Here is a 13,654-nt window from a genome sequence, read left to right as displayed (position 1 = left end):
TTGTTAAAGTATTAAAATACCGTTTAGAACAAGCACACCTACTACAATAAGTAAAAGTGCCGCCGTTCTTTCCACTATGAGTTTATATGAACTAAATTGTTGTAATAAACCATTGATAAGTTTAGAAACTATAAACCCGTAAAATAAAATTGAAAATATAACCGCCCCGAGTCCGAAAAAAATTCCCAAACCGATAGTGTTATATATATTAGTGCTGTTTGCAGCTACGGCTAAAAGAGCCATTATAGGTGCACACGGATTGATCGACATCGTTGCACCGATAGTAAAAAAACCGAATTTATTTAGTTTTGGTTGTTTTATTATTGATGTAGTATGTCCGCAGGAGAATGAAGGCTTATAGCTTTTATATAGTAAGTATAAACCCATACCGATAGTACTTATTCCTAAAATAAAGCTAAATAGCGTATTGTTGTTTAACATCTGTTTTACCCAAGCCGAGCTTAAATATGCAATAATTGCTATAAAAGTATAAGAGACTATTCTTCCTGCACTAAAAGGCAGTATCACACTTAATGCTTCTTTGGAATTTCCTGAATTTTTTACCAATAACGGACTTAAAAAAGGCATACAGGAAAACATACATGCGGTAGCCCCATAAGAGAGACCAATTATGAAAATTGAAAAAAATGTTGCATATTCCATTCGTTTACTTATCTTTTTGCGTAATAATTCCAAGGTTTTTAAAATTTTTTAATTTTAAAATATCCAATAAATCAACAAACAAATCAAACTTCGCATCTTTATCACAGTTGATATGGATAGGTGTTTTTGTTTTATAAGAAGAGAGTTTACTCTCAATATCTTTTTTTAACACCTTCTCTTTATCAAATAAAATCTCTCCGTTTTTTTTGATAGTAATAGTAAGATTTTTTATATCTTCTTGTTTAGCGGCACTTTTAGAATCAGGCAAATCGACGGGGATAATTCCTTTTGCCACAAATGATGCAGTCGTCAAAACGATTACCAGAAGAACCAACATAATGTCTATAAAAGGTACGACGTTTATAGAGTCAAACTTTTTAGTTTGCAAGTTTTTCCTTTTGATAGATATCCCATTTTGCAAGTATTACTTCTATTCTTCTGCTAAGATGGTTATAAAAAATTATAGATGGAATTGCCACTAGTAAGCCCATAGCAGTAGCTTTTAGTGCAAGTGCCAATGAAGTCATAATCATCTTTGCATCCAAATCACCGCTTTGTCCCATTACATAAAATGTAATGATAATTCCAAACACTGTTCCAAGTAAACCTATATACGGTGCATTTGAACCAAAGGTGGAGATGATGTTAATATTGTTTGTAACATCAATCTCTAAAGCTTCTTTTGTATTGTATTTTGAGATATCCAAAGTTTTATAAAATAAAACTCTTTCAACCCAAAACCATAAAGCAATAAAACTCATAAGACCTAAAAGCCCAATTACACCGTAATCGACAAGATTTTTTAAAAGTTCAATATCCATCTCAATAACTCTCTAATTAAAACTTAGCAGCAAGCCCTGCCGTTAAGACTCTTCCCGGATTAACCGTAATTGATAAATCTTCAGCATTAAATACACCGTCTTCGTTTCTATCAGAACTAGATCTTGCCGAAGTATAATATTGTTTATCAAATACGTTGTCAGCTCTAACAAAGAAGCTTGTATCAAACATGCCGAGTTTTTTATTATATGTAGCCATTAAATTAAGTATGCCGTGACCTGCTATTTCTATTTTGTTTAGATCGTCCGCATAATATTTGCTTTTTGCATTTACTTCAGCCATTAAAGTAAGATCTTTTAAAACTTGATAGTTCATAATAAGGTTAACATTATGTTTTGAAGTTCTTGGGATTGTATTTCCTGTAGCATCGTATGTCATTACAGGAGCAGGTGTAAAAACAGGAAAATAAACATCTGAACCCATTGTAATACCGAAATTTCTATAGTTTGTGTACTTAGCTCTTAAGTATGTATATGCCATATTAAACGATAGCGAATCTATTATATTACCAACAGCAGATAATTCAAATCCTCTATGTCTAGCTCCACCGACATTATCCCACATATCGTTTGTATCCGTATCGCCATAGTTTCCGGATGTTTTCATAATAAAATCTTTTCTGTCTATTTGAAATACGGAAGCTTCGTATTTTATATTATTCATGAGTGCTCTAACACCTATCTCATAGTTAAAAGATTCTTCAGGGTCTAAGTTTGGATTATTTTGTGTCGAGCCCCACGTACTTACGTCACCTGCAAAAAGCTGGCTGATAGTAGGTGCACGAAAGCCTGTTGAATAGTTTAAAAACAGTGTAGAATTTTGACTCATTTGATAATTCATTCCAATTCTATAAGAATAAACTGAAAAGTCTTTTTTTAAGCTGTTTGCAGCAGAATCAGTATAGTCAAGTTTAATTTTGTCGTATCTTAAGTTCGTTGTAGCACTGATAGAATCCGTAAATGCATATTTATATTCACCGTATAATGCATATACGTTTTCATCTGTTTTATCATTACTTTTAAAATCACCCGGCTGATAATAATCAGGATATACACCTGCCATTGGTCCGCCATAAATTACTAAAGCTTGTGCCGCTCTGTATGTGGTTTTATTTTCGTATTCATTCGCACGTAAATCAACTCCTAGAAGTGCTGCAGAGTTTTTAAACGAATCTCTATACTCACTTTTTACACCTTTTTGAACTTGCTCGTAGTGATTATCATATACATAATTATCATCTGTAAGAGTAGCATCGTTATTACCGCTGGAATCTTTAGTCTGAGGAGAAGACATAAACTCAGTAGTGTCGGTATAAATGTAAGTATTTACTAAAAGGTTTGCTCCATAATCAAAGTCTTTTGAATACGTTAAAAAGGCTTTCATTAGTTCAACATCGTATTTTCTTGTATAGTCACGGCTATCTTGGTCACCCGTGTAAATAGACTCAGGGTTGATTTTAGCTTGTGTCTCTCCTCCGACAGTACCGTGAGAGTCTTTTTCTCTTTTTGAGTATTCAAGTCCTACATTAATATCTGAAGAATCATCAATATAATACTGAAGTTTACCGTTTAGATAACTTGTCTCATAATCTGAATCTTCATGATAACCATCAGACGATCTTTGGCTTGCTTGAACGTGAAAGCTTAAATCATCGTTTGCATATCCGGTTCTGGCAACTGCTTTTTTATAACCGTAGCTTCCCACTTCAACTGCACCGTAGTTATGGTTGTATTTTGCCCCTCTTTTAGTTGTAATAATAACAGCACCCGATAATGCATCATCACCAAAAAGATATGAAGCACCACCCTTTATAACTTTTATACTCTCAATATTATCAAGGTCTATATTTACTTTACCGGTTCTCTCAAACACAGGTACACCGTCGATTACAACTGCAACACCCGGTTTTTCACCCATATACATTTGATTTTCTACACCTCTTAAGTGTATTTTTAAACTGTCACCCGTCGATGATTCGGTTGTAATACCGGGAATTGATTGAAGAATTTGTTGAATATTTGAAATATGTGATTTGTCAACTTTCTCACCGCTAACGGTTGTAGTACTTGAGATTTCACTTTTTTTTGTTTCAAATTTATCATCAATAGTTGACGACTCTACTTTTATCGTTCCTAAGTCTGATGCGTATGTACTTATGGCGATAGCACATACAACAGATATAGCAGTTATCTTTTTCATATACTTTCCTAAACTTTAAAATATTTATGTAAGTATATTTTTAAAGTGTTACAAAAGTGTTAAATAAAGTTAACAACTAAAATATCAAAAAACATAAAAAAACATCAAATGGAGATTAATCGTTAATTTAGTTTTAGGAAAAATCCCAAAACATTAAAGAAGATTTACAGATTGTCTATTATTTTTAACAGTTCTTCCGGTCTGTTAGAGTTTTTGATAGCATTCTCTTTTGTTATAATTTTCTTGTGTAGAAGCTCCATTATCTCTTGGGTCTGGGTTTTCATAGATGTTTCTGCTTGGTTTAGTTGCATCTGTGAATAAAGTTGGTGAACTTTATCTTCACGAATTAAGTTTGAAATTGCAGGATTTGTAATCATTATCTCCTGTGTCGCAACTTTACCTCCTCCGACTCTAGGTATTAAAGACTGGGAAATTACAGCTACTAGGGATGAAGCAAGTTGAGCACGTATTTGACTTTGTTGTTCAGAATCAAATACATCTATAATACGGTTAACGGTACCCGCAGCAGAGTTTGTATGAAGCGTACCAAATACCAAGTGACCTGTTTCGGCTGCGGTAAGTGCAGCACCGATTGTTTCGGCATCACGCATCTCACCGATTAGGATAATATCCGGGTCTTGTCTAAGTGCATATTTTAAAGCTGCGGCAAAAGATTTTGTACTACTGCCGACATCACGTTGGGAAAAAAGAGACTTATTGTTTTTGTGAACAAACTCAACCGGATCCTCGACGGTTATAATATGCTTACGTTCAGTCATATTAATCTCATTTAACATTGAAGCCAATGTAGTTGATTTACCGCTTCCAGTAGGACCGGTAACCAAGATGAGACCTTTTTCTCTTTTTACCAATTCTTTAAATACGGGTGGTGAATCAAAGTCGTCAAGAGTAGGTATTTCGATAGGAATCATACGAAAGGCACAAGCTGTTCCGCCTATAGTTTTGTAATAGTTTGCACGGAAACGTCCTACATTTTCTATCTCAAACGAAAAATCGAGTTCGTTATTTTCTTCAAACTCTTTTTTCTGCTTTTCTTTAATAAGAGAGTTTGCCATATTGTCAAGCTCTTTAGATGTAAGCTTAGGCAATTTTAGAGGTTTCAACTCTTTATCTATACGTATTTGAGGTTCACTTCCTACAACAAGGTGTAAGTCGGATGAACCTAGTGCAAGCGTACTTTTTAATAGTTTTCTGACATCAATAGTTTTAGTTTCCGGTTGTGCTTGTTCTTCAGACATATTTATCCTTGGATAGTTATTTTATTCTATGATTTTTGGAACCACGAAAAAGTGGTCTGAACTTTGAGGTGCATTTTTTAATATATCGTCATTTATATGAGTATCACATGAAGGTTTGTCTTCTCTGGTAAAAGTTGCTCTGTCATCCATTGCAAATTTATCATCGACACCGTCCGTATCTAACTCGCTTAAGTTATCTACAAAAGATACAATTTCCGATAATTGTTCTTTTATTTCATCTCTTTTACTCTCATCTATCTTTAGATAAGATAGTTTTTCAAGCTTTTTTAAAAGAGTATCATCTACTACCATATAATGTCCTATTTATGTAAATTTGTATTATTGTAACCAAAAAAAGTTATTTATTTGATAAATATTTAACAAATTATAGGGTAGTATTACACACTATTTATAAATAACAAGGATTTTTTTTGAGTTTAAAAGAAAATATAAATATGGTTAAAGAGGAATTGAATTCTGAAGAGAAGTTTTTTGAAAAAGCAGTAATAACTGAAAAGTTTGTTAAAAAGTATAAAAACTTGATGATTGGCGGCGTGGCTTTTATAATAATAGCAGTCGGGGCAAATATTGTATATGATGCAAACAAATCTGCTACCGTAGAAGAAGCGAATGAAGTTTTAAGTGCTTTAGTTGAAAATCCAAACGATGCAAATTCAAAAACGATGTTAAAATCTTTAAGTCCTGAGCTTTATGACGTATGGAGTTATTCTCAAGCTTTGGTCAACAAAGATACACAGGCACTTAAAAAATTAAGCTCATCAAAAACAACCTTAATCTCAGATTTGGCGACTTACGAGTTAGCTTCAAGCAGTGCCGATACAGCTGCATTGTCATCATACTCTATGAAACAAAATGTCATCTATAAAGATTTGGCACTTGTGCAAAACGCTATATTGCTTTTAAATAAAAAAGATATAGAAAAAGCACATCAAGAATTAAAAAAAGTTTCACAAAACTCAAGTTTAAATAAAGTAGTTTCTGCATTACTTCACTACGGGGTAAAATAACAATTGCGTAAAATATTTTTTGTTTTTATAGCTTTAATAACATTGATTTTTAGCGGATGTAGCACAAAAGAGGTTTATGAACCAAAGCAAGTTAAAGAGGACTGGCAAAACTACGGTTCAATCGAACAAGATATTATTGAAACAAATATGGATGGAGCACTTTTAGAAGATAGAAGAGTGTTTATAGATTCTAAAATAAGCAATATCAAGATAGATGAAGATAAGTATTTTATCTCAAAAAGTGACGGTTGGATTATAAGTGCATCTCTAGATGGAAACTTAAGCTTACAATATATTGCGGATGCAAATATGACTGAAAGTTTTAATCTTGAAAAGTCTATAGCTACGGCAAGTGTAAAAAATGATATCTTGGCTGTTTTGTTTGCGGATAACGAGATGGCGATTTATTCTATATCTACTAAAAAACTTCTTCTTAAAGAGCAGGGCAATGCACCTATAATTATAAACTCAAAAGTTGTAAAACCTTATTTTATGAATGACTTGGTTTTATTTTTAACGCTTGACGGAAAAGTTGTTATTGTTAGTCTTACGCAAAAGAAAAAGCTCAGAAGCATTATTGTATCGAGTGAAGAGCACTTTAACAATATAATCTATTTCAATGTGATTGATGATAAACTTATAGCAGTTACCGGTACAAAAATACTTTCGTTTTCTCAAAAAGAGGTAAGAGTAAAATACGAAATTAGAGACGTAATAACCGATAAAAATAAAATATATATAACAACAAAACAAGGTGAGATTATATCTTTAAACTCCAATCTTGACGTAATTTCAAAAGTTAAGTTTCCTTTTGCACACTTTTTAGGTTTAATTGCAAAAGAAGATAAAATTTATGCACTTGAAAAAGAGGGTTATTTGATTGAACTCTCAAAAGATTTGTTGACATATGATGTTTATGAGGTTGATGTTGAGGAAGGCTATATCCATGTAAACGGAGACAGCTTTTATATAGCAGATGAATACATCTCAGTTAAGTAAAGAGTTAGAAGCCTTTTTAGAATATATAAGTGTAACAAGAGCACTTAATAAAAAATCTATTTCAGCTTATATGGGTGATTTATCATCCATAGAGGCTGAAATAGAAGCCCCTTTAATTAATATAGACTCAAATAAACTTCTGGATTTACTCTCAAAATATACAAATAAAAGAACACTTAACCGTAAACTCTCCTCCGTAAATGCATTCTTTGACTTTTGCTACAGCAATAAATTTTCTCTTGAAAAAACAAAACTGAAATCTGCAAAAATTCCTAAACTTTTACCGAAGTTTTTAACGTATGAGCAGTTAATGGCTGGAATAAAACTATGTGACACATCTACATGGATAGGGCTTAGAGATGCAGCACTATTATATTTTTTGTATGCATCAGGAGTTAGGATTAGTGAGTGTTTATCTGTAAAAAAAGAGGACATTGATGGAGAGTGGTTACTTGTTCGTCATGCAAAAGGTGATAAGGAACGTTTAGTCCCAATAGCAAAAGTAGCTCTTGATGCATTAAATAAGTATTTAAACGAGATGCCATATGAGAAGGATTATTTATGGTGTAACTATAAGGGTGATAAACTAAGCAGAATTTCTGCTTTTAAAATCACTCAAAAATATCTAAACGTATCACCGCACGTTCTTCGTCATTCATATGCTACATCTCTTATAACGGGCGGTGCAGATTTAAGAGTAGTCCAAGAACTCCTAGGTCATGCCTCTTTAACAACGACACAAATCTACACCCATGTACAAAAACAGCATCTAAGTGAAACTATAGATGTTTGCCATCCTTTTTCAAAAACTAAGTATTAAAAATAGCTTTATTCAATAAGCTTAATAATAGTAGAACTAATGTAAACTTCCACTATGAATAACAGATACAACTCTTTCTTTTCAGTTCCGTTTTTAAAATCATTATTTTTTACTCAAAACAAGTGGCATCAGCACGGTGTGTTTATCCATACGATGCGTGTGCTTTATTATGTTCTAAAAAGAGGTCATTACAAGTTTATAGCAGCTGCAGTTTTGCATGATATCGGAAAACCTTTTACGGCATTTGTTAAAGATGAAGAAGACTTGAAATTTAACGAATATAGTTTTACGGACCACGAAGAAACATCTTATCAAATAATAAAAAATTGGTTTTTTATTAGCGAGTATACAAAAAATATGGTACGCTATCACTATTTAATTCGAGATATAAAAAAGAGTAAAAAAGAAGATTTAAAAAGGTATGCCAAAAAGATTGATATTTGGAATACTTTAGATGATGATTTTAAAGATGATTTGGCTGAATTTTTGATTTGTGACGATTTGGGTAAGGGTAAAAAAAGAAGATGAAAAATATTTTAGTAGTATTTATCATAATAATTATAATAATAGGTGTTTTTTTGGCATTAGGTAAATCAGATCAGATGGTAGTCGTAAAAGAGGGAAATACAAAACAGCTTCCTTTAAAAATAAAAAAAGGACACTACCAAGACAGTGACTGTGGAATGATTATAGATGATTTAAACTTTGTTTCACAAGTAGTATCCCCAAAAGGAAATACCTACTTTTTTCACGATCACGGCGGAATGGCGAAATGGCTAAAAGACAAACCTTTTGCCAAAGATGCTAGAATATGGGTTAAAAGTTTAGATACGAAAAAATATATAAACGGCAGAGTCGCTTACTTTTCTCGTGACGATAAAACTCCTATGGGTTACGGTTTTGGTGCATATGAATTTAAAAAAGACGGCTTTATTGATTTTGATGAGATGCAGCTTAAGATGCTTCGCGGTGAGACTATGAACAATCCTGTAATAAGAAAAAAACTAGAAGGAAAAGACTAAAATGGAGAGTGTGAATTTACTAACAATAATCTCCATAGCTTTTTTAGGCTCCTTCGGTCACTGCATCGGAATGTGCGGCGGTATTGTTATGGCATATTCAAATATAAAGATAGACCCTGCATCTACAAAAGTGTCAAAAAGTATAGCGCATCTTTTATATTCACTCGGGCGTGTATCCACATATAGTATATTAGGTGCTGTTTTTGGATACTTAGGCGGTGTAGTGGTTTTTTCAAATACTGCCAACGGAGTGCTTTTGATTATAGCGGGTGTTGCAATGATAGTAGCAGGTCTTTCACTAATGGGAAAAATGAAATCTCTTAGCATCGGCGGTAAATCATTTAGCGATACAAAGTTTTATAAGAATAGTTTTACTAAGATTATGAATTCAAAATCAAATATGAGCTTTTATCTGCTTGGTATGTTAAACGGACTTCTTCCATGTGGTTTTGTATATTTCTTTGCCATAACTGCAGCTAGTACGGCAGACCCTTTATACGGAGCTTTGGTTATGGCCGTGTTTGGTTTAAGTACAATTCCTGCTATGTTTGGACTTGGGACTCTAAGCAGTTTAAATTTAGCTACGAACTTTAGAAATATGCTAGTTTCTTTAGCATCTATAGCCGTATTGTTTTATGGAGTATTTACTATTTATAACGGATATGATTATATAACAAATCCACAAAAAACTTTAAGAGATTGTCATTAAGGAGATTTAAGATGAGAGATTCAATAATTGATAGTATAAAATCACTTCCCCCGCTCTCAAAAACCATAGTTGAGATTAATAGGGTATATAAGGATGAAAATTCATCCGTAGCAGATATGGCTAAGGCTATTGAGGGTGACCCTATGATTGTTGCAAATCTATTAAAAGCTGCTTCATCGCCACTCTATGGGTTTTCAAAAGATATAACAAATGCATCTCAGGCAGTAAGTCTTTTTGGAATGAGCATGACACGCTCCATAGCAATCGGTAACTCTGTTAGAAAACTTTTAAACGTTGATTTGGAACCATATGGGATAAGTAGTGATAAGTTTGCAGAAATATCATCCCTGCAGGCTGCTTTTTTATCGGCTTGGTATTCTAAAATAGACCGCTCAAAGGCACAAAAATTATTTTTGCCCGTATTTTTACAAGAAACTGGAAAAATTATAATTGCGAGTGAGATTATTCAAAATGATGAGACGATTAGCTTTAAGTCCGAAGTAGAAGGCTCAAATAATCTTGCACAACTTGAAAAATCGTACGTAAGTATGACAAGTGCAGAGGTTACCGCCTTGGTATTTGAGCATTGGAATTTTGACGAGGAAGTTATAAACATTATTAAGTATGCCGACAATCCTTCATCGGCTCCGGATGATCTAAAAGAATCTGCAAATATTTTAAATATTATTAAAACCATTATCCCTATAAATAAACCATTATCGGAACAAGCTATAAATTTTGGTCTTAAAAAAGCAGAAAATAGCGGTTTTGATATTTCTGAAGTTAAACAGGCAATTGATTTAGTATCGGAACTTATGTAGATGGCAAAAACAGTAACGATTATAGATACATTCGGATTTTTCTTTCGTGCATTTTACGCACTTCCTCAACACCTCTCAAATAAAGAAGGTTTTCCTACCGGACTTTTAACGGGTTTTACAAACTTTATATCTAATTTGCAAAAAGACCATGACAGCGACTATATTGTTTTTGCGGTTGATTCTAAAGGCGATACATTTAGAAACGAGATAGACCCAAACTATAAAGCAAACCGTCAAGCACCGCCTGAAGAGTTGTCTATGCAACTGCCCGTTGCAATAGAGTGGATAGACAAAATGGGTTATAAAACTCTTGGAATGAGTGGGTTTGAAGCGGATGATATGATTGCATCTGTAGTTAAACATGCAAAAGAAAAAGGTTATAACGTACGTGTAGTATCACACGATAAAGACCTTTATCAACTTATAGATGACGGTAAAGTAGTGGTTGTAGATGCTATAAAGAAAAAAGTTATGGATGAAGATAGCTGTTTTGAAAAATACGGTGTTACTCCAAAACAGTTTATAGACTATCAATCGATACTTGGAGATAGTGCGGATAACGTACCGGGGGTAAAAGGAATCGGTAAAGTCGGAGCCGAGAAACTTTTAAAAGAGTATGGAAGCCTCGATAGTATATATGAGAACTTGGCTACTATTAAAGGTGCAAACCAAAAGAAGCTTATAGAATCACGTGACAATGCGTATATGTCAAAAGAACTTGTAACTCTAAGAGATGATGTTTTAGATGAATTGGACTTTGATTTTGAAGAGTATAAAATGGATATTGAGAATCCGTTTTTAAATATATACGATGAACTTATAAAGTATGAACAAAATGCGATACTCAGAGTTTTAAAAGCAAAAAATCAAATTTCAGAAGAACAACATAACAGTGCTGTACAAAAAGCAAACAATAAGAGCGAAACTCATAATAATAAGTTAGAATTTAAAACTACTCTTATTACAGATACAAATGAGCTAAATAAAATACTTGATACTTTTGATGAGAATACCATTGTAGCTTTTGATACGGAAACGACAGGGCTTGACTATGATAAAGACAAGTTGGTCGGATTTTCTTTTGCCGTAAATGAAAACGAGGCTTATTATGTACCTTTTGCACATTATTATCTTGGCGTAGGCGAGCAGATAGATATAGATGCGGCTAAAGATGCAATAAGAAAAATCTTTAAAAGCAGGGTAGTCGGGCACAATATAAAGTTTGATCTGCACTTTGTTACAAGACTCATTGGAAAAGATTTAGATATAAACGGTGCAAAAATATATGACAGTATGATTTTAGCTTGGTTAATAAACCCCGAATCTGCTTTAGCTTTAGATAAACTCTCGTCTGCATTATTAAAACATGAGATGGTTTCTTTTAAAGATACTGTAAAAAAAGGTGAGACTTTTGCAAATGTAGAGTTAGGGCTTGCTTGTGAATATGCAGCAGAAGATGCATTAATCACGCTTAAACTTTATAATCTGTTTTTAGAAAAGTTAAAATTTCAAAATGCCGAGCATCTGATAAATGAGGCGCAAAATATAGAGTTTCCTTTTATCAAAACACTTATGAAAATGGAGAGTGAGGGTATAAAAGTAGATTCTGAGTTTTTAGATATATTTTTACATAAAGTCAAATCAACTCTATATGATTTAACTACTAAAATTCATAAATTGGCAGGAAGCGAATTTAATATAAATTCAACACAGCAACTGGGAGTTGTTTTATTTGAACACCTTGGGCTTCCTGTTGGCAAAAAAACAAAAACGGGATACTCAACAAACGAGCAGGTTTTAAGCTCGCTTATAGATTCACACTCTATCATACCATTGCTTTTGGAATATCGTGAAGTATATAAGCTATTTTCAACTTATATAGAGCCTCTTTTAAAACTAAGTAAAGAAAATAAAGATTCCAGAATTCATACATCTTTTGTTCAAACAGGTACTGCTACCGGAAGATTAAGCTCAAAAAATCCGAATCTTCAAAATATACCTACGAGAACCAAACTCGGAGCTGAAGTAAGAAAAGCATTCATAGCTTCAGAGGGTAAAAAACTTATAGGAATTGATTACTCGCAGATAGAACTTAGACTTCTTGCACATTATTCTCAAGATGCAATCTTACTCGATGCATTTAGAAACGATAAAGATATCCACCGCCAAACAGCCGTGGCACTTTTCGGTGAAGATGAAGCCGACTCAAAAAGGGCTATTGCCAAAACCGTAAACTTTGGACTTTTATATGGTATGGGACAGAAAAAACTCTCTCAAACGTTAGATATTTCTACAAAAGAAGCAAAAGAGATTATAGATAAATATTTTGAGAGTTTTCCATCTGTTAAGAGTTATTTTCGATCAATCGTGGATAGTGCAAAAGAGCGCGGATATGTTGAGACGCTTCTTGGTCGCAGACGTTACTTTGACTTTGAAAATGCAAAACCTATGTTTAAAGCTGCATATGAGCGTGAGAGCGTAAACACGCTTTTTCAAGGGAGTGCGAGTGATTTGATTAAACTCTCAATGAATAAAATACATAATATCATTGAAAAAGGCAATATAGAAGCTAAAATGTTGCTTCAAATTCATGATGAATTGATATTTGAAGTAGATGAGTATCATGCGCAGGAGATAGCAAACAGGTTTAAAGAGATAATGGAAGAGATAATGGAGTTAAACGTTCCATTAAAAGTAAGTGTAAATATAGGAAGTAACTGGGGCGAGTTAAAGTAATGCACTCTTACATGATAACTTCACGAGAGTTTTATACTGACACTCCAGCAGTTTTTCGCTCTATTTTGCATGAACAAATACAAAAGTATCTGCCGACTCACGTATTGTACAGAGATAAACACAATCCACACTATGAAACTCAGGCTCATCATTTTGTTGAGGTTTGCCGTCAGTTTATGGATGTGAAATCTTTTATACATCAAGATGTAGATTTGGCGTATGAGCTTGAAGCGACAGGTGTGCATCTGACATCTGAACAGTTTGATAAAATTAAATATGCAAAGTCAAAAAACTTAGAAGTTATAATAAGCACTCATACCTTGGATGAGGTTAAAAAAGCTCAAGAACTTGGTGCAGATGCTAGTACATACAGTCCGATTTTTAGCACACCTAACAAGGGTGAACCAAAAGGTGTGAAAGATTTAAAAAATGTAGTCGAGAGTGTAGATATAAATGTCTTTGCACTGGGAGGAATAACAACTCAAAAAGAGATTCAAGAAGTAAAAAAAACAGGTGCATACGGATTTGCATCTATAAGATACTTTTACTAAAAAGGGA

15 protein-coding genes are annotated in these 13,654 nt (G+C 33.3%); 9 read left to right on the top strand and 6 right to left on the bottom strand.

The annotated features are described in order from the left end of the window. Positions 1-3: 3 nt before the first annotated feature. The 6 genes from FJR48_RS06840 to gatC form a co-directional block, all read right to left on the bottom strand. Positions 4-663, bottom strand: coding sequence for a sulfite exporter TauE/SafE family protein (locus tag FJR48_RS06840; protein WP_152307403.1), 660 nt, complete (start codon positions 661-663; stop codon positions 4-6). Between the two features lie 4 nt (positions 664-667). Next, entirely contained in the window at positions 668-1,051 is a 384-nt protein-coding gene (locus FJR48_RS06835; protein WP_152307402.1) for an ExbD/TolR family protein, read from the bottom strand. Next, positions 1,041-1,484 (bottom strand): TonB-system energizer ExbB, encoded by a 444-nt coding sequence (gene exbB / locus FJR48_RS06830; RefSeq protein WP_152307401.1) that lies wholly within the window; start codon positions 1,482-1,484, stop codon positions 1,041-1,043. The genes FJR48_RS06835 and exbB overlap by 11 nt, the downstream gene beginning before the upstream one ends. 16 nt (positions 1,485-1,500) lie before the next feature. Beyond that, positions 1,501-3,702, bottom strand: coding sequence for a TonB-dependent receptor (locus tag FJR48_RS06825; RefSeq protein ID WP_152307400.1), 2,202 nt, complete (start codon positions 3,700-3,702; stop codon positions 1,501-1,503). 164 nt (positions 3,703-3,866) lie between these two features. Continuing rightward, on the bottom strand, positions 3,867-4,961 hold the full coding sequence (locus FJR48_RS06820; RefSeq protein WP_152307398.1) for a type IV pilus twitching motility protein PilT: 1,095 nt from the start codon (positions 4,959-4,961) through the stop codon (positions 3,867-3,869). A 21-nt stretch (positions 4,962-4,982) separates the two neighbouring features. Beyond that, positions 4,983-5,273 (bottom strand): Asp-tRNA(Asn)/Glu-tRNA(Gln) amidotransferase subunit GatC, encoded by a 291-nt coding sequence (gene gatC / locus FJR48_RS06815; protein ID WP_152307397.1) that lies wholly within the window; start codon positions 5,271-5,273, stop codon positions 4,983-4,985. Between the two features lie 119 nt (positions 5,274-5,392). Here gatC and FJR48_RS06810 point away from each other — a divergent pair, with 119 nt between their 5' ends. Genes FJR48_RS06810 through FJR48_RS06770 form a run of 9 tightly spaced genes read left to right on the top strand, consistent with a single transcriptional unit; the run spans position 5,393 to position 13,647 of the window. Beyond that, entirely contained in the window at positions 5,393-5,989 is a 597-nt protein-coding gene (locus tag FJR48_RS06810; RefSeq protein ID WP_152307396.1) for a hypothetical protein, read from the top strand. Between the two features lie 3 nt (positions 5,990-5,992). Beyond that, positions 5,993-6,988: a hypothetical protein gene (locus FJR48_RS06805; RefSeq protein WP_152307395.1), complete on the top strand. Its 996-nt coding sequence runs from the start codon at positions 5,993-5,995 to the stop codon at positions 6,986-6,988. Beyond that, positions 6,966-7,808 (top strand): tyrosine-type recombinase/integrase, encoded by an 843-nt coding sequence (locus FJR48_RS06800; protein ID WP_152307394.1) that lies wholly within the window; start codon positions 6,966-6,968, stop codon positions 7,806-7,808. Before FJR48_RS06805 ends, FJR48_RS06800 begins: the two co-directional genes overlap by 23 nt. A 54-nt stretch (positions 7,809-7,862) precedes the next feature. Further along, positions 7,863-8,336, top strand: a complete 474-nt coding sequence (locus FJR48_RS06795) for an HD domain-containing protein (RefSeq protein WP_152307393.1) — start codon at positions 7,863-7,865, stop codon at positions 8,334-8,336. Then, positions 8,333-8,830 carry a hypothetical protein gene (locus tag FJR48_RS06790; protein ID WP_152307392.1) on the top strand — a complete coding sequence of 166 codons (498 nt, stop codon included), beginning with the start codon at positions 8,333-8,335 and terminating at the stop codon, positions 8,828-8,830. Before FJR48_RS06795 ends, FJR48_RS06790 begins: the two co-directional genes overlap by 4 nt. 1 nt (position 8,831) lies before the next feature. Then, positions 8,832-9,539 (top strand): sulfite exporter TauE/SafE family protein, encoded by a 708-nt coding sequence (locus tag FJR48_RS06785; RefSeq protein ID WP_152307391.1) that lies wholly within the window; start codon positions 8,832-8,834, stop codon positions 9,537-9,539. Positions 9,540-9,550: 11 nt separating this feature from the next. Next, complete coding sequence (locus tag FJR48_RS06780) at positions 9,551-10,360, top strand: HDOD domain-containing protein (protein ID WP_152307390.1); 810 nt, start codon at positions 9,551-9,553, stop codon at positions 10,358-10,360. Continuing rightward, positions 10,361-13,096 carry a DNA polymerase I gene (gene polA / locus FJR48_RS06775; protein WP_152307389.1) on the top strand — a complete coding sequence of 912 codons (2,736 nt, stop codon included), beginning with the start codon at positions 10,361-10,363 and terminating at the stop codon, positions 13,094-13,096. Between the two features lie 11 nt (positions 13,097-13,107). Then, positions 13,108-13,647 carry a thiamine phosphate synthase gene (locus FJR48_RS06770; RefSeq protein WP_241856026.1) on the top strand — a complete coding sequence of 180 codons (540 nt, stop codon included), beginning with the start codon at positions 13,108-13,110 and terminating at the stop codon, positions 13,645-13,647. Positions 13,648-13,654: the final 7 nt, after the last annotated feature.

This window comes from Sulfurimonas lithotrophica (genome assembly GCF_009258225.1).
Lineage (GTDB): Bacteria > Campylobacterota > Campylobacteria > Campylobacterales > Sulfurimonadaceae > Sulfurimonas > Sulfurimonas lithotrophica.
The sequence above is the reverse complement of the archived record's forward strand: the minus strand, read 5'-3'. Positions and strand labels throughout refer to the sequence as shown.